Annotated in this window: 25 protein-coding genes; 23 read left to right on the top strand and 2 right to left on the bottom strand. The window is 39.4% G+C overall.

Annotated features, from left to right (window positions below; genetic code table 11):
• The first annotated feature begins 5 nt into the window (after positions 1 to 5).
• From KCX82_RS02000 to KCX82_RS01985, 4 genes are all read left to right on the top strand, one after another.
• Positions 6 to 1,490, top strand: a complete 1,485-nt coding sequence (locus tag KCX82_RS02000; RefSeq protein WP_227016760.1) for a glutamate synthase subunit beta — start codon at positions 6 to 8, stop codon at positions 1,488 to 1,490.
• A gap of 394 nt (positions 1,491 to 1,884) precedes the next feature.
• On the top strand, positions 1,885 to 2,640 hold the full coding sequence (locus tag KCX82_RS01995; RefSeq protein ID WP_227016759.1) for a LytR/AlgR family response regulator transcription factor: 756 nt from the start codon (positions 1,885 to 1,887) through the stop codon (positions 2,638 to 2,640).
• Positions 2,641 to 2,712: 72 nt separating this feature from the next.
• The gene (locus KCX82_RS01990; protein WP_227016758.1) at positions 2,713 to 3,765 is read left to right on the top strand and encodes a LytTR family DNA-binding domain-containing protein; all 1,053 of its coding nucleotides are present in this window, start codon (positions 2,713 to 2,715) and stop codon (positions 3,763 to 3,765) included.
• A complete protein-coding gene (locus KCX82_RS01985; RefSeq protein ID WP_227016757.1) occupies positions 3,752 to 5,023 on the top strand; it encodes a sensor histidine kinase in 1,272 nt (423 codons plus the stop codon). The genes KCX82_RS01990 and KCX82_RS01985 overlap by 14 nt, the downstream gene beginning before the upstream one ends.
• Here KCX82_RS01985 and KCX82_RS01980 read toward each other — a convergent pair.
• Positions 5,015 to 5,149 carry a cyclic lactone autoinducer peptide gene (locus KCX82_RS01980; RefSeq protein ID WP_227016756.1) on the bottom strand — a complete coding sequence of 45 codons (135 nt, stop codon included), beginning with the start codon at positions 5,147 to 5,149 and terminating at the stop codon, positions 5,015 to 5,017. The two genes, KCX82_RS01985 and KCX82_RS01980, sit on opposite strands and share 9 nt — an antisense overlap.
• Positions 5,142 to 5,723 carry an accessory gene regulator ArgB-like protein gene (locus KCX82_RS01975; protein WP_227016755.1) on the bottom strand — a complete coding sequence of 194 codons (582 nt, stop codon included), beginning with the start codon at positions 5,721 to 5,723 and terminating at the stop codon, positions 5,142 to 5,144. The genes KCX82_RS01980 and KCX82_RS01975 overlap by 8 nt, the downstream gene beginning before the upstream one ends.
• 590 nt (positions 5,724 to 6,313) lie before the next feature.
• Between KCX82_RS01975 and KCX82_RS01970 the strand changes: the two genes are divergently transcribed.
• The 19 genes from KCX82_RS01970 to mutL all read left to right on the top strand — a co-directional run bounded on the left by KCX82_RS01970 (position 6,314) and on the right by mutL (position 25,462).
• Positions 6,314 to 7,864, top strand: a complete 1,551-nt coding sequence (locus tag KCX82_RS01970) for a sugar ABC transporter ATP-binding protein (RefSeq protein WP_227016754.1) — start codon at positions 6,314 to 6,316, stop codon at positions 7,862 to 7,864.
• The gene (locus KCX82_RS01965) at positions 7,854 to 8,888 is read left to right on the top strand and encodes an ABC transporter permease (protein ID WP_227016753.1); all 1,035 of its coding nucleotides are present in this window, start codon (positions 7,854 to 7,856) and stop codon (positions 8,886 to 8,888) included. The genes KCX82_RS01970 and KCX82_RS01965 overlap by 11 nt, the downstream gene beginning before the upstream one ends.
• Before the next feature lie 134 nt (positions 8,889 to 9,022).
• Positions 9,023 to 10,039: a sugar ABC transporter substrate-binding protein gene (locus tag KCX82_RS01960; protein ID WP_227016752.1), complete on the top strand. Its 1,017-nt coding sequence runs from the start codon at positions 9,023 to 9,025 to the stop codon at positions 10,037 to 10,039.
• A gap of 193 nt (positions 10,040 to 10,232) precedes the next feature.
• On the top strand, positions 10,233 to 10,433 hold the full coding sequence (gene spoIIIAC, locus KCX82_RS01955) for a stage III sporulation protein AC (RefSeq protein ID WP_264373162.1): 201 nt from the start codon (positions 10,233 to 10,235) through the stop codon (positions 10,431 to 10,433).
• A 40-nt stretch (positions 10,434 to 10,473) separates the two neighbouring features.
• Positions 10,474 to 10,869, top strand: a complete 396-nt coding sequence (gene spoIIIAD, locus KCX82_RS01950; protein ID WP_227016751.1) for a stage III sporulation protein AD — start codon at positions 10,474 to 10,476, stop codon at positions 10,867 to 10,869.
• A 61-nt stretch (positions 10,870 to 10,930) separates the two neighbouring features.
• Positions 10,931 to 12,022, top strand: coding sequence for a stage III sporulation protein AE (gene spoIIIAE, locus KCX82_RS01945; protein ID WP_227016750.1), 1,092 nt, complete (start codon positions 10,931 to 10,933; stop codon positions 12,020 to 12,022).
• Positions 12,013 to 12,180, top strand: coding sequence for a stage III sporulation protein AF (locus tag KCX82_RS01940; RefSeq protein ID WP_227016749.1), 168 nt, complete (start codon positions 12,013 to 12,015; stop codon positions 12,178 to 12,180). Before spoIIIAE ends, KCX82_RS01940 begins: the two co-directional genes overlap by 10 nt.
• A 40-nt stretch (positions 12,181 to 12,220) precedes the next feature.
• The gene (locus KCX82_RS01935; RefSeq protein ID WP_227016748.1) at positions 12,221 to 12,679 is read left to right on the top strand and encodes a hypothetical protein; all 459 of its coding nucleotides are present in this window, start codon (positions 12,221 to 12,223) and stop codon (positions 12,677 to 12,679) included.
• A gap of 31 nt (positions 12,680 to 12,710) precedes the next feature.
• Entirely contained in the window at positions 12,711 to 13,379 is a 669-nt protein-coding gene (locus KCX82_RS01930; RefSeq protein WP_227016747.1) for a SpoIIIAH-like family protein, read from the top strand.
• An 81-nt stretch (positions 13,380 to 13,460) separates the two neighbouring features.
• A complete protein-coding gene (locus tag KCX82_RS01925) occupies positions 13,461 to 13,826 on the top strand; it encodes an Asp23/Gls24 family envelope stress response protein (RefSeq protein WP_227016746.1) in 366 nt (121 codons plus the stop codon).
• Between the two features lie 5 nt (positions 13,827 to 13,831).
• Positions 13,832 to 14,236: a transcription antitermination factor NusB gene (gene nusB, locus KCX82_RS01920; protein WP_227016745.1), complete on the top strand. Its 405-nt coding sequence runs from the start codon at positions 13,832 to 13,834 to the stop codon at positions 14,234 to 14,236.
• Positions 14,229 to 15,221, top strand: coding sequence for a tRNA (adenosine(37)-N6)-threonylcarbamoyltransferase complex transferase subunit TsaD (locus KCX82_RS01915; protein WP_227016744.1), 993 nt, complete (start codon positions 14,229 to 14,231; stop codon positions 15,219 to 15,221). Before nusB ends, KCX82_RS01915 begins: the two co-directional genes overlap by 8 nt.
• Positions 15,212 to 16,453, top strand: coding sequence for an exodeoxyribonuclease VII large subunit (xseA, locus tag KCX82_RS01910; protein ID WP_227016743.1), 1,242 nt, complete (start codon positions 15,212 to 15,214; stop codon positions 16,451 to 16,453). The genes KCX82_RS01915 and xseA overlap by 10 nt, the downstream gene beginning before the upstream one ends.
• Positions 16,422 to 16,619, top strand: a complete 198-nt coding sequence (gene xseB, locus KCX82_RS01905; protein ID WP_227016742.1) for an exodeoxyribonuclease VII small subunit — start codon at positions 16,422 to 16,424, stop codon at positions 16,617 to 16,619. The genes xseA and xseB overlap by 32 nt, the downstream gene beginning before the upstream one ends.
• Before the next feature lie 20 nt (positions 16,620 to 16,639).
• Positions 16,640 to 17,536, top strand: a complete 897-nt coding sequence (locus KCX82_RS01900; protein ID WP_227016741.1) for a polyprenyl synthetase family protein — start codon at positions 16,640 to 16,642, stop codon at positions 17,534 to 17,536.
• A gap of 33 nt (positions 17,537 to 17,569) precedes the next feature.
• Entirely contained in the window at positions 17,570 to 19,444 is a 1,875-nt protein-coding gene (gene dxs, locus KCX82_RS01895; protein ID WP_227016740.1) for a 1-deoxy-D-xylulose-5-phosphate synthase, read from the top strand.
• Positions 19,428 to 20,219, top strand: coding sequence for a TlyA family RNA methyltransferase (locus KCX82_RS01890; RefSeq protein WP_264373161.1), 792 nt, complete (start codon positions 19,428 to 19,430; stop codon positions 20,217 to 20,219). The genes dxs and KCX82_RS01890 overlap by 17 nt, the downstream gene beginning before the upstream one ends.
• 37 nt (positions 20,220 to 20,256) lie before the next feature.
• A complete protein-coding gene (gene mutS, locus KCX82_RS01885) occupies positions 20,257 to 22,881 on the top strand; it encodes a DNA mismatch repair protein MutS (protein WP_227016739.1) in 2,625 nt (874 codons plus the stop codon).
• A 574-nt stretch (positions 22,882 to 23,455) separates the two neighbouring features.
• The gene (gene mutL / locus KCX82_RS01880; RefSeq protein ID WP_227016738.1) at positions 23,456 to 25,462 is read left to right on the top strand and encodes a DNA mismatch repair endonuclease MutL; all 2,007 of its coding nucleotides are present in this window, start codon (positions 23,456 to 23,458) and stop codon (positions 25,460 to 25,462) included.
• The last annotated feature ends 1 nt before the right edge of the window (position 25,463 follow it).

The following is a 25,463-nucleotide window of genomic DNA, read 5'->3' as shown; positions in this document are numbered from 1 at the left end:
TCACGATGGGTAAAGCAACAGGATTTTTAGAATACGATAGAAAGACTCCCCAAAAGCGTCCTCCTCTAGATAGAATCGAGGACTGGGATGAAATTAAGCTGGCACAGAAGCCGGATGAAATCAAAATACAGGGTGCCAGATGCATGAATTGTGGTGTTCCCTTCTGCCATGGGGGGGTCATGTTAAATGGAATGGCTTCTGGATGTCCGGTACATAATCTAATTCCGGAGTGGAATGACTTGGTTTATAAGGGACAATGGGAAGAGGCATACAAGCGTTTGATCCGAAAGAATCCGTTCCCGGAATTTACCGGGAGTGTTTGTCCGGCCCCTTGTGAAGGAGCCTGTACAGAGGGCTATATTATGGAGGCTGTGGCAGTAAACAGTATTGAACATGCCATTATCGAGAATGCATTTGAAAAAGGCTGGGTACAACCAAAGAAAGGTAAAGATACCGGAAAGAAAATAGCTGTGGTGGGTTCAGGCCCTTCAGGTTTATCTGCAGCATACTATCTCAATGCAGTGGGACATCAAGTCACTGTTTATGAGAGAAGTGACAGGCCTGGCGGCTTGCTGATGTACGGTATCCCTAATATGAAGCTTTCCAAGAAGGTTGTTGAGAGGCGTATCGCACTTATGAAAGCCTCCGGAATTAACTTTATCTTGAACATGGAAGTGGGAAAAGATATTTCTGCTCAAGAATTGGTCGATCAGTATGATGCAGTTGTTTTGTGTATCGGTGCAACCAAACCAAGAGGAATTGAAGTGGAAGGAAAGGATCTGAAAGGGATTCACTTTGCAGTGGACTTTCTGAAAGCAAATACCAAAAGCCTCCTGGATTCCGGGTTGAAGGATAAAAGCTATATCAGTGCGAAAAATAAAAATGTCATAGTCATTGGCGGCGGCGATACGGGAACAGATTGTGTGGGTACTGCCATCAGACATGGCTGCAAAAGTGTCAATCAACTGGAAATCATGCCAGAACCTCCAACAGATCGAATAGAGGACAGTAATCCATGGCCTGAGTGGCCCGTCAAGCTAAAAGTCGATTACGGGCAGGAGGAAGCGATCGCTTTATTTGGCCAGGATCCTCGTAACTATCTGGTTTCCACCGTAAAACTTGTTGGAAATGAGAAAGGTGAGGTTGCAGAAGTACATACTGTCAATGTAACCTGGGCAGCAGACGGCGCAGGCAGGAAGATTCCACTGGAGATTCCCGGAACCGAGAAAGTCTGGAAGGCAGATTTGGTCTTGCTGGCCATGGGTTTCCTCGGACCGGAGGATACGATACCTGCCGAGTTAAAGCTTGAACGGGATGCAAGAAGCAATATAAAAGCAGACTATGAAATATTTGAAACCAATGCGGAAAAAGTATTTGCAGCAGGGGACGGAAGGAGAGGTCAGAGCCTTGTTGTCTGGGCTATTCAAGAGGGAAAGCTGGCAGCAAGAGAAGTGGATCAATATCTTATGGGGAAAAGTGTAATTAAGTAATCTCCGTATCTGTAGTCGACAGGATAGATTTTGCCACTATCCTGCTTGATCATAATACAACCAAAAGGAAAAGCAATCGATAATATCTGGATCAGAATAATATCGGTTGCTTTTGCCTTTTCATTACCCGATTTATTCAATAAGTGGCATTCGCTTGGTACTAAATATATCCGGCGTGATACCTTATTTCGATAAAAATAGATATTTACTTGAATTCTATAAAAACTTATAATAGTAATCGAATATAAAACAACTTTGGAAAAAGTTTTTTTACTTTCTGCTTGTTCTTCTTTAATTTTGAAAAAATAAAAAAGAATGCAGAAATACCAAATATTTATGTCGAAAAATATGTTATTATATAGATTAAAAGTTAGATTAAACTAAGAGGTAAAAAATGGTACATATATTAATAGTAGAAGACTCTATTGCTGATGTGCAGATATATAAAAATTCGATATCAACTTCTCAAAATGTCAATATCATATGCGTATCAACCGGAGAAGAGGCATTAAAGATATTAGATGAGACGAAAATAGATATCTTTTTCCTGGACGTCGATTTGCCTGGAATAGACGGCTTTTCCCTGGCAAGAAAAATCCGGGCAATGCCTGATTACGCTTTGTCTTATATCGTTTTCATTACCGGCTATTCTCAAAATCAGCTGGAAGTTTTTAAAGAACTTCATTGCTATGACTATATTGTAAAACCGTTTCCTTTGGATGAATTCAGTTCTAAGCTAATGACTTTAATTGACCTTGTGATAAAAAAAGAAGGTCAACAAGAGAAAACGGCCGAGAAAAGCAGAATGGTACTTTTCACCACCGAACAGGGAGAGTTTTTAATCAATCCTGATGAAATCTATTATGCAGAAATCAAGCGAAACAATTGTTATCTTTATACGGAAAACCAAATTTTTCGAATTATTGGAATCAGCTTAAAAGAGGTAATTGATACCGTGAACGACGAATATTTTTTGCGTTGTCATAAGTCCTTTGCCGTTAATGTGAAGAAAATATTTGGCATCATCGAATTGAATTACCGTCTATGGCAAATTACCTTCAGAGACAAGAAAGAATCTATTGATCTTAGCAGCAAATACTATCAGGATGTTTTTCAAAAGTACAAGCAGTTAGCCAAAAAGGAAGGGTAAGGTGTATGTATTATGACGTGGTATGAGACGTTGATAGGGTCTTTTTTTGAAATACTGACATTGCTGTTCTTTATGAACATTTTTAATTCAAAATATCTGGAAAATAAATATATAGTAATTTTATTGCCTCTTATTACAGCGGTAATTATTGTTGCTACAGATACGTTAATGGTACCCGTTGGTTATCTTATAAATTATGCTGCAATCATTATCTTATTTTCTTTGCTTTTAAAAATTAATATTATGGAAGTTTTTTTTGAATTCCTCTTTTCTTCAGCTATCATTCTTCTGTTTCAGACGATTTTAATTTATATTTCAAGTAACATTGGAGCACAGCCCATGATGACAAGAACGGAGATCGCAATTCATTTACTGTTAATATTAATTGTCAGTATTGTTGTAGGAAGAAATAGAAAATTACAGCTTAAAGTTCGACCCTTCTATAGGAAATATAAGATACAAACAGAATTGATTGCAGTGAACCTCTTTGTACTATCTATTATTTGTCTTTATATTTGGGATACCGATCTCAGTGTATATAATGAAAATATTATTGTAATTACTGCTATAACTCTGCTATGGTTTGTTTTAAATGCTTACTTATTAAAAAAACTGACGGACGATTATAAACAAAAAAAGATAATTGCGTTACATGAACAAAATATACTTATGTCTAAAGATTTAATCAATACATCTTTTGAAGAAATGAATATAGATTTGCCAAACGAGATGGTAAAAAATAAGGATAATGAAAAGGGCAAAATGGTATTTTTTACTACAGATGAGGGAGAAATTCTCGTTAATATTGAAGAAATTTATTATGCAGAAAAGAAACACAATTATTGTCTTCTGCATACAAGCAGCAAAGTTCTAAGACTTATTGGAATCAGTCTTAAAGAAGTGATGGATACGATAAATGTTGAGTTTTTTATAAAATGCCACAAATTTTTAGCGATAAATATGAAAAAAATAGATGGAATTAGAAATTTGAATAATAAACAATACGCGATTCTGTTGAAAGACAAAAAAGAGTCTGTTTATCTTGATAGTAAATATTATCAAGAACTAATATGCAAATACAAACATTTAGTAAATAAGGAAGGTGAAGAATATGAATCTTTATGAAACTTTTGCAGGATCTTTTATTGAAGCGTTATCAATTTGTTTTGTATTGAATTTATTTAACTCGAAATATCTTGAAAATAAATCTAAAGTATTAATTATTGCATTAACTGTTGCATCGATAACAACTCTTACCGATGCTTTTTATGTTCCAGTTGGATATCTTATAAATTATATGACTTTTGTTGTTTTACTTTCATTTATGACACGAATTAGGATTATCAGTGTTTTTTTTGAATATATTTTTACTTTAGCTATTTATGCTACAACACAATTACTATTTATTTTTATAAGTAATTTTATAAAAGATATTGATACTTTAAGTATAGCGGAAAGATTTATTCATTTAATACTTATTTTAATTATATGCCTATTTTTAGGAAGAAGCCGAGTTTTACAATTAAGAATCCGACCATTTTATTCTACTTATAATGAAGAAATATATTTAATAGCAGGTAATTTATTTGTACTTTCAATTTTTACATTATATATTTGGGATACAAACAGTAAAGCTTTTTATGGTGATATAGGAATTTTAATAATGTTTGCATTATTATGGGTTATTATGAACGTTTATTTGATGAAAAAACTGACAGATGAAAGAAAACAAAAAGAAATGATCATAATACATGAACAGTATATGGAAATGACAGAGAATCTTATAAATGGTTTATATGCAGAAAAACATGAATTCAGAAAACATATACAGACCATTGAAGGCCTGATACATACGAACAAGTCCGAAGATGCAATAAAAAGCATAGAAGATTATATAAATGAACTTACAATAAATAAAAGAGAACAAGGATATAAAAACATATCCTATCAAACCGGCGATAGTGTTGTAAACGGTCTTCTTTACGTGAAGGCTAATGACGCCGCACAAAATCACATTAGTTTTTATTATTTACCCGCTAAAACTTTCCCTGATTTTCCTTGCCAGAAGTACGAGCTAATTGAAATAATAGGGAACCTAATTGACAACGCATTTGATTATGTAAAAAACTTAGAATTAAATGACAGAAAAGTATTTATTACACTAGATATTGAAAACGATCAAAAAATTATTGAAGTCAGAAACACTTATTTCCCCCAAACCAGCGAAAATTATGGCTTAATGAGCAAAAAAGGATATTCAACTAAAGATGGAGACAGGAGAGGATATGGGCTCTATAATGTAAAAAGTACAGCATCTAAATATAACGGCAAACTTAATATTTTTTGTGAAGAAAACCAACTGGTTGTCCAAGTATTATTTTAATAATTCTTTAGGGCAATCAGGTTCTCCATGATAAACAAGGGATGTAGTTGACATTGCAGCATCTGCAACCACCAATAAAAAGCAAGCAGCTGAGACGAAAAGTAGATTTGATAGCTTTTTAAACATTTAGAAACCTCCTAAAAATTTTTACTATGTTTAAGAAAAATAATTGTGATGCTTGTAAGAATAAAGCCCATATCCCACAAATTACGAAATATTGATTGTCCAAAATAAAAAGAAGCAAAATAACATAAACACTAGAAAAGATAATTGAAAGATACTTATTAAATAAGTATTTTTCTCTGCTGATGATAGGCCTCTGTTTCGAAGGAACAAGTGGGGCGACCCAAATCACAGCAGCACTGAGAAGAAGAATAAAATGATACGTGATGGTAGTTAGTTGAATTTGAGGAAGCAGCAATACTGAAAGGATGAAAAATGTTAGACTGGCAAGAAAACATCCAATGTTACTGCTAAAATGAAGTCCTCCTGAGGCAATTCTAACGGGAATTATGATTGCCATTGTAAAAAGAAACGGAGCAAGCAAGTCCAACATATAAAATACTACAACCATTACCATCGTTTTTACTATTTCACTTGCTAAAGCCGATATAGCGTAACGGATTTTTAATACGCCAATATCATCAACTACATTCTCTTCTACCAATTTTGCTACATATTGATCTACAATGTTGTTCATGACTTGCTCCGCCTTTTTTTCTTTATTTTAGCAATCTATCTAAAATAAGCAATAGTAAAAGGACGAAATGTGGTCTGGGAAGGACGAAATGTGACAGAACCCTGAAAATCTTATCACAATATGTATTTTCCTGACGCAAAATGGGATTAAGTGGGAATCTATGAGCTGAAATTTTTCCTAGAGTTGTAAATAAATAAAGCATAGTTGTCTAAAAAAGTTGGCTATGCTTTTTTCTTTTTTATCGGCAAAGCAAGAAACTGTAATTTTACTATATTACGAAAGAAGATTATATATAAAAACCAACCGCAAACCCTTTTAAAGAAAAGCAAGAAATCCATAGAATTTTCTTCGATTTGCATTATACTTTTTATAAAAGTATTCTTCCTTACCCGCCTCCGGTAATCTGGCATTTTCTATTATTATTTAAAAATTCATCATGTGTAATGTATGTAAAGCATTGAAAAATAGCTTTAAAAACTTACCTTAGAGTTTTTATAAAATAATTAAGAATTTTATTACAGTAATTACATATTTAGTAATTCATTAATCCACATGATTCATTCTCATTAAGAAATGGAGGGTTATGAGAAATGCTACAAAAAACGCAAGAAACAACGGAAAGTGTGGAGCCTGGTTCCAACGCCCCACTGCTTGAAATGAGGGACATCACAAAAATGTTTCCCGGTGTCGTGGCGTTAAGCCATGTTAATCTTGTTGTCCGGCAAGGTGAAATACATCTGCTTCTGGGCGAAAACGGTGCAGGAAAATCAACAATGATTAAGACGATCATGGGTATCAACAAACCGGAAGGAGGTGAAATGCTGTGGATGGGCAAGCCTGTAAAACTCAACACCATTCATGATGCCTATCAACTTGGTATCGCCGTCATTTATCAGGAGCTGAGCAACATTCCGTGTTTGGGCGTAGTAGAAAATATGTACTTAGGCAATGAAAAGAAAAAGGGTCCGTTCATTGACTGGAAGGAACAGAAGAGATGTGCGAAAATTGCTCTTGAACGTGTAGGTTTGGGTAATCTTCTTGATGTACCGATGGAAAATCTCGGTATGGGACAAAGGCAGCTTGTGGAAATTGCTCGCGCAGTTGATCGCAATGCAAAACTGATCATCATGGACGAGCCGACGTCTTCACTCAGCCGTTCGGAAATCGACAACCTGCTTGACTTGATGCTGGAGTTAAACCGACAGGGCATTTCCATTCTATTTATAACACATAAGCTGGATGAAGCCAAAAAAGTCGGCCATGTTGTCACCGTTCTGAAGGATGGGAAAAATTCCGGCCCGACTCTCAACGTTGAAGACGTCTCTGAAGATCAGATTATTAAATTAATGGTTGGACGCGAGCTTGATGAAAAATACCCAAGACGTTCCGTACAGATTGGGGAAGAGATGTTTCGATGTGAGAATCTCTGTTCCGATAAATTTGATAATATATCCTTCCACGTAAGAAAAGGTGAACTGCTTGGGGTGTTTGGCCTGGTCGGTGCCGGGCGCACAGAGACCATGCGTGCCATCTTTGGGACTTACCCGCTGGTGGAAGGCGACATATTCATAGAGGGTAGGAAAGGAAAAGTCAAAAGTGCCCGGGATGCCATAGATAAAGGAATCGTACTTCTTACCGAAAACCGTAAGGAGGAAGGATTGGTCCTCATCCATAACATCGTTGAAAACGGAACGATTGTTACTATGAATCAATTTAAAAACAAATTTGGACTTATTGATAACAAAAAGAGGACCGCGATTGTTAAAAAATATGGTAAGGATCTTAATCTTCGACCATTACAGCCTGAAAAGAGAGCAATGGATTTCTCAGGCGGCAACCAGCAGAAGGTCGTTATTATGAAGTGGCTCCTTTCCGGAGCAAAAGTTTTTATCTTTGATGAACCAACCAAGGGTGTTGATGTCGCCGCTAAGGTTGAAATTTACAACATCATGAACAACCTGCTGGAGCAGGGCGCATCAATCATTATGGTATCGTCGGAAATTCAAGAGATCTTGGGAATGAGTGACCGTATCATGGTCATGTACGAAGGTTTGGAAACCGGTATCGTCAATAATGATGAAACCGTTGACCAGGAACAGATACTTACGCTTGCTACAGGAGGAAAAGTGAATGAAAGATAGCATGATCCTATTAAAAAATATCAAAAGTAATTTCAGCAAGGGAGGACCGATCCTTGCACTGATTTTACTTTGTATTTTTCTGGCTTTTAGTAATGAAAACTTTCTAACCGTATCCAATCTAATGAACGTAACAAGACAGGCGGCAGTTAATGGTTTTCTGTCACTGGGTATGATGGTATGTATTCTTACCGCCGGTATTGATTTGTCAATCGGATTTACGATGACATTATCTTCAGTAATTATGGCAATCTGTGCTGTTAATTTGGGCTGGAATCCTTTCTTTTCTTTGCTGATCGGATTACTTTCGGGCTCGATGCTGGGGTTGGTCAACGGCCTACTTCTGACAAAGTGCAAGCTGCCTCATCCATTCATTTCCACAATGGGGACACAAAATATTTACAAGGGAATTGCCCTCGTCATCACCGGTGCCACACCCATAGCAGGTATGCCTTACGTGGTGAAATGGGCAGGAGCATCTTTTCTTTCCAGTGATCCGACAACCTTTTTCGGAAAAATTCCTGTAAGCTTTATTTTAATGCTGATTACATATGTTTTATTTAGTATCTTCCTCAATTATTCCACCCTTGGCCGTCATGTTTATGCAGTCGGCGGTAATATGACTACGGCTGGCTTATCTGGCATCAACGTCGACTTTGTTCGAACCAGTGCTTATGTTATCAGCGGTTTCATGGCGGCCTGCGGAGGAATTATCCTGACAGGCAGAACCGATTCTGCCTATCCGTTATCTGGCTTGCTTCTTGAAAATGACGCAATCGCGGCTGTTGTTATCGGAGGCACCAGTTTCTTTGGAGGGAAAGGCAATGTACTTGGTACTTTCTCCGGCGTATTGCTGATCTCAGTTCTTAGAAATGGTCTTAACCTGCTTAATGTTAATGCGGATATGCAGACCATTGCGATCGGAGCCGTTATTATTATAGCTGTTTTCATTGATGTGATCCGCAACGGAGGCTTTGCAAAAGTCAAACGTCATATAAAAGCGGTCTCAGACAAATCATTAGCTTAAACAGTAACCAATCAACTCGGCGGCCTGACCCGCCCGAAACAGGAAAGTCTGAACATAGGGCTCCTTCCGCTATCCTGTTTCGTAATCAAATGGATAGGAGTCGAAATGTATTGCGAAATAGGGAGGATATTAGGATGTCAAAGAAAAGAAAATGGTTAGCACTGACAATGATAATGGCCATGCTGCTCAGTGCAATGACAGGATGCGGGCCGAGTCAGTCGGCAGACACAGACAGTGATGCTGACTCATCTTCAGGAGAAAAGAAGAGCATTTCTGTCATTGTTATGGCTCTCAACAGCGACTACTGGCATATGGTAGAAGCAGGAGCAAAACTGGCAGGTAATGAATTTGGCTACGAAGTCAATGTTGTTGGACCAAACTCCGAATCAGATTCAGTTGCACAAAGCAATATGGTGGAAGATGCGGTAACCAATCATGTGGGCGCAATTGTTCTTGCACCTAACGAACCGAAGGTTCTTGTTTCTTCTGTACAGAAGGCTAAGGATGCAGGTGTCCCTGTGATCATCATCGATGCGGCTCTCCAGACAGATGATGAAAGCCTTTATGAGAGCTTTATCGGCACCGGAAACTATGAAGCAGGGAAAACTGCAGGGGAATATCTTGCCTCCAAGCTCCAGAAAGGTGACAAGGTTGCCCTTATACGCGGACTCGTTGGGCAGCCTACCCATGATGAACGTGCGAACGGAGCAAAGGATGCGTTGGAAGCTGCGGGAATGCAAATTGTTGCTATTCAGCCTGCTGACTCCGACCGCGGAAAGGCTGTTAACGTTGCAGAAAACATTATCCAAACAACACCCGACATCAAGTGCTTCTATGCCACCAATGACGAAATGGCACTGGGAGCCTATCAGGCGGTTGAAGGTTCTCAACTGCAGAAGCAGGTTATCGTCATGGGTTTTGACGGTTCGTTCGGTGCATTGGACTCCATTGCGGAGGGTAAATTGTCTGCTTCATTGGCACAGAAGCCCATCGAAGAGGGATACCTGGGCGTAAAGGCAGCGATTGAAGTTATAGAAGGAAAATCAGTTGAAAAGAAAGTGAACAACGGCGTTGTCATCGTCGACAAAGATAATGTGAAGTCTTTCCGGGAAGAGATCGATGCTAAAGTAGCAGAGTCTAAGAAATATTAAAATACATAGGTGCTTTATGGTGTCAGGATAAAGTTTTGCATCATAATAATTACTCCCTTTACAACAGACAGTATTCAAAAACTGTTTGTATGAAGGGAGTTTTTTATTGGCATAAAATCTTGTCCAGAGAATAAGATGTATAAAGCAACTTCCAGACTAATGACTCTACAAGAAACTAGAGAGGAGATTCAAGATGAACATTAATGTTGACATTATTTTTAAGATTGCTGCTATCGGCATCCTTGTCGCCGTATTAAATCAGGTACTGATACGCGCAGGCAGGGAGGATCAGGCTATGATGACCACTCTGGCAGGAATCATCGTAGTCCTTCTTTTAATTGTTCAGATGATCAATGATTTTTTTATAACGGTAAAAACCTTGTTTCAATTGTAATAAGGAGAGATCGAATTACAAAAGAAATGAGGTGATTTTTATGGACATGGATATCTTTCAGATAGCGGCTATCGGTCTTTGCGGAGTGGTTATTTCATCCATGGTAAAGGGATACAAGCCTGAGTTTGCAACTTACATTGTGATGGCTACCGTTATGGTTATCTTTATCATGATTATATACAAGCTTACTGCGGTATTTGCTTTTCTCAGCGCTATCTATAATCAGATCAGTTACGGTAAAACTTTCTTCCCTATTATTTTAAAAGTACTAGCTGTTGCTTATATTGCAGATTTTACCGCACAGATTTGCAGAGACTCCGGCGAATCTGCTATTGCCGGAAAGGTTGAATTGGCAGGAAAGGTGATGATTTTTTATCTAGCGGTCCCGGTCATGATGTCTGTCATGGAGCTCATAAATAAGATGCTCCCGAGTTAACGAATGACGAAGGTCATAAATAGAATTACCTATGCTAAATGGTCAGTGGAGGTGAAGAAAAATGGATGTAGATAGCATAATAAAAGAGCAGCTGACCTCAATGGACATGAAAGGGATTGAAGAACTATTTAATATAGCAGGGAGTAACGGCAGCATATTTGCAGATACCAGCCCTGGAGAAATCATTCAAAGTATCATACATGGGCAGCCAATCTTTGATTTTAATGATATCATAGCCAGCATCTGCGATTTATTCCTGAAGGAGATTTACGGAAGTATTATTTTAGGAGTTCAACTGGTCATCATTTGTATCATTATCGGACTGCTGAAAAATCTTTCTACTTCTTTTTCCGATGACACGGTTTCCAACTTGGGGGTTGTGGTATGCAGCTGCAGTGTTATGGCCTTATGCCTGAAGAGCTTCATGGATATTTATGCTATCTGCAGTTCTGCTATCGATACCATGTCGGTTACGATGCAGGCTCTTTTACCTGTAATTGTGCCGTTGCTCATTACCATGGGCGGATTTGCTTCGGGAGGTATCTTAAACCCGCTCATTATGACGGCAATTACCATCTTCAATACGGTGCTTCAAAGATTTATCATGCCGGCAGTTTATCTATCCTGTATTTTTATTCTGGTGAACAGTTTATCGGAGAAGGATTATGTGAAGAAGCTGGCCTTGTTTATCAGAGGTTTCTCAGTGTCGGCCATGGGTCTCTCCGTAACCCTGTTTTCTGGAATTACCGTGATCCAGGGAGTTGTCACAAAATCTGCTGATGGCATGATTGCTAAGACGGCAAGATTTTCAGTGGATAATTTTGTGCCTATTGTCGGTGGATTTGCAGCAGATTCCATTGATTTGATTCTAAGCTGTACAACCATTATTAAGAACGGGATCGGAATATTCGGCGTCATTATTATTCTGACACTTTTACTCATACCGTTAATCAAAATTTTAGCAGTTGCAATGGTTTATAAAATTACCGCCATTATTATTGAACCCATAGGAAACAAAACTATTTCCGATTGTCTTAACGAAGTGGGAAATACGGTGATAACCCTCGCTATTATTTTATTTCTGGGCGCCATGATGTTCCTGATCTTTTTAGCGATTATTATTGGAATTGGAGGTGGAAGCCTATGGAGATAGCAAGGGAATGGGTGAAAAATATTTTTATCATTATTGTAGCAATATCGTTCGTAGAGATCCTTCTTCCTGCAGGTGCAATGAAGAAGTATTTGAAATTTATATTTTCTCTTGTCATCATGGCAATAATATTGTCTCCGTTAGCAATTTTAATGGAATAAGGACATATCCATATATATATATTAATAAGGAGGATAAAGAATGTGGGATAAACTGAAGAATGACAAGTATGTAAAGGACTTGCTTGTCAAATTAGTGACGGTTTTGTTTGTAGCTGCTATAGCCCTTTTACTTTTTGATGTGCTGACCCAAAACAAGGATGGACGCAGACAAATAGTTGATATGGACGGCGGGACAGAATATACACAGGCGGAAGACATAGCTACCGATGAAGAGAAAAGACTCGAACAAATTTTAAGCCAAATTAAAGGTGTTGGTGACACAAGCGTAATGATTACCTACCAGGACAATAAAAGTACTGAAACAGTGTTTGGTAGTGAATACGGCAATAAGAATCATAAGGTGGAGGGAGTGATTGTAACTTGTGAGGGGGCAGGTGATATTATTGTCAAAAATAACATTATTAATGCTGTAGCTGCGGTGTTTGACATACCTGCGGCCAATGTGATGGTATTTGAAAAAAGTAGCATCAAACAGTAAATAAATTAGCTAATTAGGGGGGATAGATAAAATGGAGTTTACAAGACGTAAAAAGATAATATTAGTGGGTATGCTAATGCTCATAGCCTGTGTCGGCGTGCTGAACAACAAGCTCAATAACGATCAAGGACTGTCTGCATCTGCCGGATACGAAGAATATGAATTAGAGCAAATGAAAGCGCATGATGGTGACGTTCTGGTTGACAGCTTAAATCTGTCTACGGTTCCTGGAACCAGTACGGATAGTGCAGTTACAGAGGAAACGGCCGCCACAGGAACGGGCACCACTTCTGAATCAGCGTTAGACAGCAGTGTGATTGTAACATCAGATAATTATGAAGAACTTGCAAATGCAGACACTTACTTTGAAGAAGTAAGAGCTACGATCAATATGGATAGAAACCAGGTAATCTCTATGCTGACGGATGTTATAGCCGAAACGAAGGATGGTCCTGAGAAAAATAACGCAACTCAGCAAAAACTGAAAATCATTGACTATATGAACAAAGAGAAGGTTATCGAAAATCTGATCCAGAATAAAGGCTTTGCAGATGCTTTGGTATTAATGACAGACAGCTCCGTCAATGTTACAGTGAACAAACAAGAGATTACGCAGTCAGACGTGGCTAAAATTTGTGATATCGTTATGAGAGAAACAGGCAGAAGTGCCAGCCAGATCGTCATCCAAAGCAAATATTGATCGAATGAACGATACATGGCAATCAAATAGAATTTGTATCTTTTCCACACTTCTGCTATAATAATTTAGAGGTGAATGGGAATGAACACGGGATCAGAGGAAAAACTTGGAACTCTGAAAATATCGGATGATGTCATAGCCGTTTGCGCCATGAATGCAGCTCTGAAAACGAAGGGTGTAGCATCTCTGAGCGGAGGGTTTTCCGATAATTTTTCTAAAAATATATTTGGCAAAGAACCTTTGTATAAGGGAATAAAAATATCCCAGAACGAAGATGGAATCAGCGTCGATATTTACGTTGTCGTTGAATATGGCGTAAAAATTCCTGCCGTAGCATGGGATATTCAGGAGAACGTGAAAAAAGAGGTTGAACAAATGACAGATGCTTTCGTAAAAGCGGTCAACATTCATGTTCAGGGGGTTCATTTCACAGATGAGGAGGACTAGAGTCAATGCGGAGAACAGAAGCCAGAGAGCTTTTTATGCAGCTGTTATTTCAAATGGATATTCAGAATGATTACAGCTCGGAATTAAAGGGTCGATTTGTTTCCGAATATATGCAGGATTCAAATCAATTGGAATATTTTAACCAATTATATGCCGTTACTTCCGAGCACTTGGCAGAAATAGACAAGAAACTGGAATCCTGCAGTGAAAATTGGAAAATAAGCCGTATGGCCAAGGTAGATCTGGCAGTACTGAGGTTATCCGTCGCTGAAATCCTTTATATGACTGAGGTGCCGGATTCGGTCTCTATTAATGAGGCCGTAGATTTGGCAAAGAAGTTCGGCGGAGAGGATTCCGGAAAATTCATAAATGGAATTTTAGGTAAGGTAGTAAAAAATAAAGATGTGTAATCAGGATTTGATTCTGGGTATCGATACCAGCAATTATAAAACCTCCTTGGCGTTGACCAGTTATTCGGGAGAGATTGTGATTGATTCCCGTAAATCTTTGGTTGTTAAGCAGGGCGAAAGAGGGCTTCGGCAATCCCACGCCCTTTTTCAGCATATGGAAAACTTACCGGAAATGATTGAAACATTACTGCAGCAAGTGAAAAAAGAGAGAATCGGAGCCATAGCGGTTTCGGATCGACCAAGACCTGTTGAAGGGTCTTATATGCCGGTATTTAAAGCAGGAATCCAGTTTGGCAGAGTACTGGCTTCCTGCTTAAACGTGCCGATTTTTGAGTTCTCTCATCAGGAGGGACATCTGGAGGCGGTAAAACACGGCAGCAGTCTAGAGCACGAGAAAGAATATCTGGCCTATCATCTTTCCGGAGGTACCTGTGAACTGCTGCTGGTAAAAGGAGCATCTGTTGAGATCATCGGGAGTTCCAAAGACATCTCATTCGGACAAGTTATCGATCGAATCGGGGTTGCACTTCAAATGGATTTCCCTGCCGGAATGGAGATGGACAAGCTGGCTTTACTGGCGAAAAAAAGTCAAAGTCAAAATTCATTAAATTGCGGAATAAGGTCTTCCGAATTTAAGTTAAAAAGAATACCGCTGGACGGGTTATCTATTAATCTTTCCGGATTGGAAACAGAATGTCAAAGAAAGTTAGAGCATTTAAATTCTGAAAATAAAGGGAACTTTATATATGAGTTGTTTCAAATTATCAGTATCTGTCTCTGCCAGTTGACCGAAAAGGCTGTTTTAGAAACAAACTGCAGTAAAATACTTTTCTCCGGCGGCGTTTCCTCCAGCATATTTATTCGAGAGGAAATCATGAAATATTTTACAGAGAAAAAAGTCGACCTGGTCTTTGGAAATCCGGTATTGTCTTCGGACAATGCGGTGGGGATTTCATTTCTTGGAGGGAAAAAATTATGGCAATGAAACCGGTAAAGGTTTCACAACTGAATGGTTATATTAAAAGAATCCTGCAATCGGATCCTTTGCTGGGAAATGTTTCTGTCGTGGGGGAGATTTCAAATCTGAAGCTGCACAGTACAGGTCATGTTTATTTTACTTTAAAGGATGAATCCAGTAAGGTGAACTGTTTTCTGGGAGCCGAATATGTAAAGGATATCCGGTACGAGCTGGCCGATGGTATGGAAATTGTCGTAAATGGCTATATTTATTTATATGAGCGCGGTGGAACCTATTCCTTAAACGTGCGCGAGATTACCGTTGAGGGTATCGGAAATTTAAGTGCAGCCTTTGAAAGGTTAAAGGAAAAGCTGTCAAAGGAAGGGCTGTTTGATGAAAAATATAAAAAGCCGATTCCTTTCTTTCCGGCAAAAGTTGCTGTTATCACGTCGGAAACAGGTGCTGCGGTAAAAGATATTATAAAAATTATTAAAAGCAGAAATAATATCGTAGATGTGGTGATTTATCCTTGCCTGGTTCAAGGCCCCGGTGCAGCCGGAGATATTTCAAGAGCAATCCGGGAGGTGAACCGTTTATTCCCTGAAGTGGATACCATTATTCTTGGAAGAGGCGGGGGATCTCTGGAAGAGCTATGGGCTTTTAATGAAGAAATTGTGGCAAGGAGCATTTTTGATTCTAAAATTCCTGTTATATCGGCTGTAGGCCATGAAACGGATTTTACCATCTCTGACTTTGTAGCAGATAAAAGGGCAGAAACCCCAACGGCTGCGGCACAGATGGCAGTTCCGGACATCAACGCATTAAAAGAATACTGCAGGCAAAAAGGAAATCAATTGCAGCATACCATGGAACGATTTATCAAGTATATGGAATTGCGCGTAACAAATTATAATATAGAACATTTACAAATGTCTTTAAAAAACAGATTACATATCCAGCTATCAAAGATAGAAGGAGTTCGTAAGGATATCGATATTTGTTTGAGAAATAAAATGACGGAATTAGAACGAAATACGGAAAAATGTAAGAGTGACTTAGAGGCGTTTCATCCTGTAAACATTATGAAACGAGGTTATGCGGCCATCCTGGATCAGGATGGCAAGCTAACAGGCAGTGCAGAACATTTCGCCACTGGAGATAAACTCACAGCCGTGTTACAGGACGGAGTTCTGGAATGTGAGGTTTTTGAGATAAGGAGGGAACAGTATGGCAAAACAGAATCAAAAAATGAGCTTTGAGGAAGCTTTGGCTGGACTTGAAAAAGCAGCAGATATACTGAAGAGAGATGATACTACCTTGGAAGCGGCAATTAACAGCTATGAAAAGGGCATTGAGTATTACAACTATTGTTTTGAAATATTAAATGAGGCCAAACAGAAAATTGAAATATACGATAAAAAGTAATTCCGGAAGGAGCTGTAAGGATGCAAAGTAAGGAATATCTGAGATTTAAGGAATTAGTAGAAGAGCATCTCCTCTATTTTTTGCCCGAGGTTGACCATAAAAGTATTACGTTATACGAATCCATGACTTATAGTCTGCAAGCCGGCGGAAAACTGTTAAGACCGGTTCTGCTGCTTGCTGCCTGTGATTTTTGCGGGGGAGAAGAAAAGCTCGCGCTTCCCTATGCCTGTGCTATTGAATATATTCATACCTACTCCTTGATCCATGACGATTTACCTGCTATGGATGATGATGATTTAAGAAGAGGTATTCCTACCAATCATAAGGTTTTCGGCGAAGCCATTGCCATTTTGGCAGGTGATGGTCTGCTGACTTCTGCTTTTGAAGCAATGAATAAGGACATGCTTCTCTATTTTGATAACACGGAGAAATTAAAGAGAAGGGTCAGAGCTGTTTATGAAATTTCCAAAGGTGCAGGCTGCAGGGGCATGATTGCCGGTCAGGTGGCGGATATGGAAACGGAAAACAAACAGTGCTCCAAAGAACTTCTCGATTATATTCATGTCAATAAAACGGCAGCTTTGATTAAGGCGGCTGTTCGGGCCGGAGCTCATTTAGCCGGAGCGGACAAAAAGACGCTTGGAGAACTGGATGAATATGCCGAAAATTTGGGGTTGGCATTTCAAATTGCAGATGACATCCTGGACATTGACGGAGATGTGGAAAAATTGGGTAAAAATACCGGCGTAGATCTGATTAAAAAGAAATCTACCTATCCATGCTTATACGGATTAGAAGAATCCAAACTTAGAGTCAGAGAGCTTACCGATAATGCAAAAAGGGTAATGGAGCCATATTATGATAATGCGGAATTTTTCGTAGAACTGGCTGAAGAACTGGCAAATAGGGTGAAATAGAAGCAGAAATGAAAAACAAGGAGCTTATCATATATGAAAAAGTTATTAAATGACTACCATTTCCCTGAGGACTTAAAAAGCATGTCCGAAAGGGAATTGGAACTATTAACTTATGAAATCAGAGATTTTTTAATCGAAAAGGTCTCAAAAACTGGGGGGCATCTAGCATCCAATCTTGGAGTTGTAGAACTGTCCATTGCCTTGCATAAGGTTTTCAATAGTCCAAAGGATAAAATTATATGGGACGTAGGCCATCAATCCTATGTACATAAAATATTAACCGGCAGAGCGGCCTGCTTTGACGGTCTTCGTTGTCTCAACGGGATCAGCGGTTTTCCCAAACGAGACGAAAGTGTCCATGACATGTTTGATACCGGTCACAGCAGCACTTCGATTTCTGCCGCAATGGGTTATGCGACGGCAAGAGATCTCAGCGGAGACGATTATTCTGTTATTTCAGTGATCGGAGACGGTGCCCTGACAGGCGGTATGGCTTATGAAGCCTTGAACAATGCAGGAGCTTCAAAGTCAAAAATGATCGTAATTCTAAACGACAATGAGATGTCCATCTCAAAAAATATCGGCGGTATGTCTCATCATCTTGCAAAGTTGAGAGCATCCCAGACTTACCTTGATTTTAAGAAGCAGTTAAAAAGAGCCTTGAAAGGGATTCCTGGAGTAGGGGAAGGCCTCTATAACGGGTTTGAGCATATCAGAGATTCCGTGAAATATGCTATCGTCCAAGGGGCTATTTTTGAAGAACTGGGGTTTAAATATTTCGGGCCGGTGGATGGCCATAACATCCATGATCTGCTGGAGGTGCTGTCCTATACCTCATTGATGGAGGAACCGGTTCTGATTCATGTTATTACGAAGAAGGGGAAAGGATATCGAAACGCAGAAACCAACCCTGGAAAATTTCATGGCATCAGCGCTTTTGACCCGACTACGGGGAATGTTTTATCATCTTCTGATAATTTGAGCTATTCTACAATATTCGGAAATAAAATGATCCAGCTCGCTCACGACAATCCGAAGGTTGTTGCAGTCAGTGCCGCTATGATAGAAGCAACCGGACTTGGTAAATTCGCGCAGAAGTTTCCGAAAAGAATCTTTGATGCAGGAATTGCTGAAGCTCATGCCGTCACTTTCGCTGCCGGCCTTGCTGCTAACGGTTATCAGCCTGTAGTGGCCATTTATTCGACCTTCCTGCAGAGAGCCTACGATCAGATCGTGATCGACGTATGCATGCAGAATTTACCTGTGGTTTTTACCATTGATCGGGCAGGAAATGTGGGATCGGACGGAGAAACACACCATGGGATATTTGATTTATCCTATTTAAACCATATACCCAACTTGACGATTTTAGCACCGAAGGATGGAAAAGAGCTTGCTGCAATGCTGGAATATGCACTTTCGCTAAAGAGTCCCTGTGCCATCCGGTATCCAAAGGGAGAAGCTTTTGATTATCCGTCGGAAACGGGCCATCCGATAGACGGTACCTGCGAGAGCCTGTTTACAGGAGAAGATGTTGAAATTTTTGCCGTAGGGAAAATGGTTTCCATTGGTCTGGAAGCATCTAAAAAATTAAAATCGCGTGGAATTGATTCGGGACTGACGAATGTACGCTTTATAAAACCTGTTGATAGAAATGGAATCATTGCTTCAGCTAAAAGAACCGGTTGCCTGATTACTTTGGAAGATAATGTTCTGGACGGCGGATTTGGAAGAACGGTAAGTGCCATTTTGCAGGAGGAAGGTTTCACGGATGTCAAATTACTGAGTCTTGGCTGGCCTGATAAATTTATAGAGCAGGGAAGTACGGAGGAGCTTTTTGAATTGTATGGTCTTGACTCTGAAAGTATAGCGGAAAGGGTGTGTGATTTCCTTGAAGGAAAGGCTTGATATCGTATTAGTGAACAAAGGTCTTTTTCAATCAAGAGAAAGAGCCAAAAGCGCCGTTATGGCCGGTATTGTATATGTTGACGGTCAAAGAGTAGACAAGCCGGGAACCGGTGTGAATGAAGATTCAGAGATCTATGTAAAAGAGGACCTGTGCCCTTATGTCAGCCGGGGAGGAATGAAGCTGGAAAAGGCCATAAATGCCTTCGGTCTTGAGCTGAAGGATGCGGTAGCTGTTGATATCGGAGCTTCCACAGGCGGTTTTACTGACTGCATGCTTCAAAAGGGTGCTTCGAAGGTTTACGCTATCGATGTCGGTTATGGTCAGCTGGATTGGAAGCTTAGAAATGACACCCGGGTTATAAACATGGAAAGAGTGAACGTTCGGTATCTTGAATCGGATAAAATCCAGGAAAAGGTTGATTTTATCAGTATCGATGTATCTTTTATCTCACTGAAGCTGATCTTTCCCGTAGCTGCAGGTTTACTCTCTGAAACGGGAAGCCTGGTCTGCCTGGTGAAACCTCAGTTTGAAGCGGGAAGAGAACAAGTAGGGAAGAAGGGCATCGTCAGAGAGGAATCGGTTCATAGGGAAGTCATAAAGAATGTTGTACGATATGCGGAAAGCAACGGACTTTATGCATGGGGATTAACTTTCTCTCCCATGACCGGTGCAAAGGGAAATATTGAATATTTGCTTTATTTAAAAAAAGTTTCCGGAGAAAAGGAGATTCTAATTGAAGAAGTAGTCACAGAATCCCACAAAGAACTTAATTGATTAAATCGTTACAGATATTCGAAGAAGAGGATTACCCATGCAATTAACACCAATGATGCAACAATATATGGAAATCAAGGAGAAATATCAAGATTGTATCCTTTTTTTCCGACTTGGAGATTTTTATGAAATGTTTTTTGAGGATGCAATCACCGCATCCCGAGAAATGGAGATTACCCTTACCGGAAAAAACTATGGTCAGGAAGAGAAAGCCCCCATGTGCGGTGTTCCTTATCATGCAGCTGATTCTTACATAGCAAAACTCATAGAGAAAGGCTATAAGGTTGCCATTTGTGAGCAGGTTGAGGATCCTGCAACGGCGAAGGGTATCGTTAAAAGAGAAGTGGTTCAGATCATTACTCCCGGTACCGTTGTCAGCCAGAATATGCTCAATGAAAGAGAAAACAATTATCTCGCTTCTGTTTTTCTGCATGAAACAGGGGCTGGGATTGCATATTGTGACATTTCTACAGGAGAAATTAATACAACACAATTAACATCTGCAGGATACACAGAGCGATTGTTAAATGAATTGGTAAAAATAAAGGCCAAAGAAGTGATTGCCAATGATTATGCCAATTTGGACGGGTTCATAGATGAAATGAAAATAACATCTGGTGCTTATATCAGCATTTTGCCGGATCAATATTACATAAGAAACGCAGCAGAAGAATTCATTTTAAGACAGTTTCAAGTTAAATCCCTGAAAGGTCTGGGGATCGAGGAGTCTGATCTTTCAATCATGGCCTTAGGAGCACTCCTGGCTTACCTGTTTGAGACCCAAAAACAAGGCTTATCCCATCTTTCCTATTTGAATGTTTATGACACGGCAGGTCATATGTCCCTTGACAAGGCTACCATCAAGAATCTGGAACTGACGGAAACCCTTTTTGAAAAGAAAATTCAGGGTTCACTTCTTGGCGTTCTCGATAAAACCCATACGGCTATGGGTTCGAGAAAGATGAAACAGTGGCTGCGCGAGCCCCTTAACAATTTAAAAGAAATCCAGGAGAGACTGGATGCAGTTGAATTACTGTCAGATCAGATTCTTTTACGGAATAACTTGAAAGAAAGCCTGAAAAAAATTTATGATTTGGAACGCCTGGCAGGCAGAATCGCCTGTGGAAATGCCAACGGAAAAGATTTGATAGCATTAAGAAATTCCATATTTGTGCTTCCGGATATGAAAAGCGAATTGGCAGCCTGCGGTGATTCCTTTCTGGAGAAGCTGGAAGAGAAAATGGATTCATTATCCGAAATCTATGATCTGATAGATCAATCAATCCAGGAAGAACCCCCGTTTACCATCAAAGAAGGCGGAATCATCAAAGAAGGATATTCTTTAGATTTAGACCAAATAAAGCACTCTATCAAAGACGGGCAGAGTTGGATTGCCGGACTGGAAGGTACGGAAAAGGAACGTACAGGGATTAAGTCTTTAAAAGTCGGTTTCAATAAGGTCTTTGGCTATTATATTGAAGTTACAAAATCCTATTTTGATCTGGTACCTGAAAACTATATCAGAAAGCAGACTCTGGCTAACTGTGAACGCTATATTACCCCGGAATTGAAAGAAGTTGAATCCGTTGTGCTCAATGCGGAGACAAAAATAAATCAGTTGGAATATGAAATCTTTCTTGAAATCAGGAAGAAAATCCAAGATTATATCAGCGTTATTCAGATTACGTCCGGAGCAGTTTCGACCCTGGACGTTCTGGTTTCCTTCAGTGAGGTCAGCAGCAAGCTTGGTTATGTAAAACCACAGGTGAATAAGGGGGATGTCATCCGGATCGAAAAGGGACGGCATCCGGTTATTGAAACAACCATTAAAGACGGTATCTTTGTTTCCAACGATACTTATGTTGACCGAAAAGACAGCAGCATGCTGCTCATCACTGGCCCCAATATGGCAGGGAAATCCACCTACATGAGACAGACAGCATTAATTGTTCTGATGTCCCAGGCAGGTTGCTTTGTACCTGCAGAAGCTGCACAAATCGGTATTGTTGACAGAATTTATACGAGAATCGGCGCCTCCGATAATCTGGCACAGGGGCAAAGTACATTTTTTGTTGAAATGAGTGAACTGGCTTACATTTTAAACACTGCTACGGAAAAAAGCCTGATCATTTTAGATGAAATCGGAAGAGGGACAAGTACCTATGACGGTCTTTCCATTGCCTGGGCGGTGGTTGAGTATTTATGCAACAGCAAGTATCATGTAAGGACCTTATTTGCAACTCACTATCATGAATTAACCTCTCTGGAGGGTATCATGAAAGGGTTAAAAAATCTGAATGTAGATGTACAGGAGAAGGATGGAAATATTATTTTCCTGCATAAAATTGTGGAGGGCAGTGCCAGCCGGAGCTACGGAATTCATGTGGCCAAGCTCGCCGGAGTACCGGCTTCCGTGCTGGAAACCGCTCAGGAGAAGCTGCACCAGCTGGAAGCAACCGCCGTGTCCATAGATCTGGATCACTATGAAAAAGAATTATTAGCCGAGCAATCTCCAGTAAAAGAGGAAACGGAACAGATATCATTTTTCAGTTTTGCACCGAATCCTGTTGTGGAAAGACTGAAGGCGCTGGATTTAATGAATATCACGCCGTCACAGGCCTTCGGTATATTGGAGGACTTGAAGAAGGCAGCAGAAAACTAATATTTATTAGTTAGTCAAATTTCATTTATTAGTATTTAAACCGAATCATTCAACTGCCAGATCGAAATAATTGAGTTTCAACAAGCCAAAGGTCTGACTTTGTATCACGAAAATACTCACAGATTTCTAATGATATGGTCTCGATTTGTTATTTTTAACCCCAAAAACAAACGGTATCCATAATCGGTGTTTTTGGGTTATGGCAAAACTTAAATGCTATCATTAAAAATAACATCATCTTCATCCTATATCATAGACGAAACCTGTTCGGATATTTTCTTAAATCCAAAGTTCAGCTATTGCGGCTTGGTAAAAAAACTCGATAAAGCTAAAGGTTGGCAGTTCGATCATGCAATACGTTGGAATGATTTTGCTTTGGTCTTATCCGAAGATGAGCAGAATTTTTAGGTAACGTCAAACACCGATTATATTACCGTTTGTTTGATGTTCTAAAAATTGTGAAACGAAGGATAAAGACCTTCAAAATCATGACCGTACTGGGATAGACCATCTGCTATCAGACAAATAGATAAGTAAGTTTCACTAACTAATAAATAATAAATTGAGGTATAAAATGGATATAATAGAAAAGAAAAGGATAACCGAACTCCCCAAACATGTGGCTGATAAAATTGCTGCAGGCGAGGTTGTGGACAGGCCCTTATCCATTGTGAAGGAGCTTGTTGAAAATGCCATTGACGCCGGCTCAACTTCCATTGTTGTGGAAATCAAAAACGGTGGAAAATCATATATTCGTGTTACCGATAATGGCAGCGGGATTGAAAAGGGAGATGTAGAATTAGCTTTTAAGCGCCATGCCACTAGTAAAATCAGAAATGCATCCGATTTGGACAGTATTCAAAGTTTGGGATTTCGTGGAGAAGCTCTTGCCAGCATTGCTGCCGTTTCAAGAACTGAACTGATCACCAAAACCGCAGATGAAAAGAGCGGTATCAGAATCCGGCTGGAAGGCGGCGATATTGCGGAAAAGGTTGATACGGGCTGCCCGGAGGGAACCACTGTTATTATTGAGGATTTATTTTTTAATACGCCTGCCAGGCTGAAATTTATGAAGCCGGATGCTACGGAAAGCACTCTCATCATTGATTTTATATCGAAGATGGCCCTTGCCTATGCTCAAATTAAGTTTAGATTGATTAATAATGGTAATATTTTATTTTCCACCACAGGCAAAGGGGATATCTATTCCAACATATTGACCATTTATAGTAAAGACTTGGGAGACAAACTGATTCATTTCAAGGAAAAGTCACAGGAATTGACCCTGGAAGCCTTTGTATCGGCGCCGAGTCAAAGCAAAACGAACAGAAAAAGCCAAATCTTCTTCGTAAATGGAAGATCTATAGCCAGTAAGGTGATGGAAAATGCTGTTACAGATGCTTATTCGGAAAAACTGTTCGAAGGGAGATACCCAATTGCCTTCCTGTTTCTGCAGGTTTCTCCTGATAAACTGGATGTCAACATTCATCCTAACAAAAAGGAAGTTCGTTTTGACGATGAGAGGGCAGTAAGGGATTTTATTGGTTCTGCTATCCGGACCAATTTAAACTCAAAAGACGCCATTGCTGAAATCAAAAAGGATCAGATTATCCGAAAAGATTCGCCATTTAAAATGAACCAAACTAATTCTAAAGACAATAGCATAGCTTCTTTCTGTGAGGAAAAAGAAAAGAATGTTAATGAAATAGAAACGCAGGTTGACATAAAAAAGTTATTGTTCGAACAGCGGCAAAAATCTGAATTAGAGAAAAAAGAAAGCCTGCAAATTCAAGAAGACGACAATACCTACCGGTCTGAAAGAGTTTCAGAAATGGATGAAAATACAGCCTTTCAAACCAATGTAGAACCAACTCCCGCCGTTCCTGCAGACACAACAGAAAAAGAAATGAAATCCAAAACAGCAGAAGTATCTTCTCTTTCTTCTTCCTATGCCTTTACTCCTTTAAGTACGATTGGGCAGGTATCCAGAGAAAAAAGGGACTTTGAGATTGAAGATATCTTCATTACCGGTTCGGTTTTCGGTACTTACATAACAGGCACTGACCATGAGAATTTTTATCTAATCGATCAGCATGCAGCTCATGAGAGGGTATTTTATGAACAACTGCTGGATTCTTATGAAAAAGAGGAGAAACTGCAGCAGACGATTCTTACTCCCTTTATTATCAATGTTTCCTATGCTGTTAAGAATGATTCTCTATCAATGCTTGATTTCCTGGGGAATATGGGTTTTGAGATCGAGGAATTCGGTCCGTCGGCCTTTATTGTAAAGGCGGTTCCCATGTTTATGGATTTAGATGAGGCTAAAGATTTTATCGAGTATCTATTAGATAATATTTCGGAAGATGCTGACTTAATCAACCAGAAAAAGATTGATAAGATTATCACCAATGCATGCAAGAAAGCAGTAAAAGCTCATGACCTGCTAGACCTAAGCGAAATACGCCAACTGATGGCAGATTTAGCTAAGACAAAAAATCCATATTCATGCCCTCATGGCAGACCAACCGTGGTAAAAATGAGTAAGTATGAAATTGAAAAGATGTTTAAGAGGGTATAAA

This window comes from Sinanaerobacter chloroacetimidivorans, from assembly GCF_018128545.1.
GTDB classification, from domain to species: Bacteria; Bacillota; Clostridia; order Peptostreptococcales; family Anaerovoracaceae; genus Sinanaerobacter; species Sinanaerobacter chloroacetimidivorans.
This window is presented reverse-complemented; position numbering and strand designations above follow the sequence as displayed.

Coding starts and splice junctions, on each gene's coding strand:
- KCX82_RS02000 (WP_227016760.1), top strand. CDS start 6: ATGGGTAAAGCAACAGGATTTTTAGAATACGATAGAAAGACTCCCCAA.
- KCX82_RS01995 (WP_227016759.1), top strand. CDS start 1,885: ATGGTACATATATTAATAGTAGAAGACTCTATTGCTGATGTGCAGATA.
- KCX82_RS01990 (WP_227016758.1), top strand. CDS start 2,713: ATGAACATTTTTAATTCAAAATATCTGGAAAATAAATATATAGTAATT.
- KCX82_RS01985 (WP_227016757.1), top strand. CDS start 3,752: ATGAATCTTTATGAAACTTTTGCAGGATCTTTTATTGAAGCGTTATCA.
- KCX82_RS01980 (WP_227016756.1), bottom strand. CDS start 5,149: ATGTTTAAAAAGCTATCAAATCTACTTTTCGTCTCAGCTGCTTGCTTT.
- KCX82_RS01975 (WP_227016755.1), bottom strand. CDS start 5,723: ATGAACAACATTGTAGATCAATATGTAGCAAAATTGGTAGAAGAGAAT.
- KCX82_RS01970 (WP_227016754.1), top strand. CDS start 6,314: ATGCTACAAAAAACGCAAGAAACAACGGAAAGTGTGGAGCCTGGTTCC.
- KCX82_RS01965 (WP_227016753.1), top strand. CDS start 7,854: ATGAAAGATAGCATGATCCTATTAAAAAATATCAAAAGTAATTTCAGC.
- KCX82_RS01960 (WP_227016752.1), top strand. CDS start 9,023: ATGTCAAAGAAAAGAAAATGGTTAGCACTGACAATGATAATGGCCATG.
- spoIIIAC (WP_264373162.1), top strand. CDS start 10,233: ATGAACATTAATGTTGACATTATTTTTAAGATTGCTGCTATCGGCATC.
- spoIIIAD (WP_227016751.1), top strand. CDS start 10,474: ATGGACATGGATATCTTTCAGATAGCGGCTATCGGTCTTTGCGGAGTG.
- spoIIIAE (WP_227016750.1), top strand. CDS start 10,931: ATGGATGTAGATAGCATAATAAAAGAGCAGCTGACCTCAATGGACATG.
- KCX82_RS01940 (WP_227016749.1), top strand. CDS start 12,013: ATGGAGATAGCAAGGGAATGGGTGAAAAATATTTTTATCATTATTGTA.
- KCX82_RS01935 (WP_227016748.1), top strand. CDS start 12,221: ATGTGGGATAAACTGAAGAATGACAAGTATGTAAAGGACTTGCTTGTC.
- KCX82_RS01930 (WP_227016747.1), top strand. CDS start 12,711: ATGGAGTTTACAAGACGTAAAAAGATAATATTAGTGGGTATGCTAATG.
- KCX82_RS01925 (WP_227016746.1), top strand. CDS start 13,461: ATGAACACGGGATCAGAGGAAAAACTTGGAACTCTGAAAATATCGGAT.
- nusB (WP_227016745.1), top strand. CDS start 13,832: ATGCGGAGAACAGAAGCCAGAGAGCTTTTTATGCAGCTGTTATTTCAA.
- KCX82_RS01915 (WP_227016744.1), top strand. CDS start 14,229: ATGTGTAATCAGGATTTGATTCTGGGTATCGATACCAGCAATTATAAA.
- xseA (WP_227016743.1), top strand. CDS start 15,212: ATGGCAATGAAACCGGTAAAGGTTTCACAACTGAATGGTTATATTAAA.
- xseB (WP_227016742.1), top strand. CDS start 16,422: ATGGCAAAACAGAATCAAAAAATGAGCTTTGAGGAAGCTTTGGCTGGA.
- KCX82_RS01900 (WP_227016741.1), top strand. CDS start 16,640: ATGCAAAGTAAGGAATATCTGAGATTTAAGGAATTAGTAGAAGAGCAT.
- dxs (WP_227016740.1), top strand. CDS start 17,570: ATGAAAAAGTTATTAAATGACTACCATTTCCCTGAGGACTTAAAAAGC.
- mutS (WP_227016739.1), top strand. CDS start 20,257: ATGCAATTAACACCAATGATGCAACAATATATGGAAATCAAGGAGAAA.
- mutL (WP_227016738.1), top strand. CDS start 23,456: ATGGATATAATAGAAAAGAAAAGGATAACCGAACTCCCCAAACATGTG.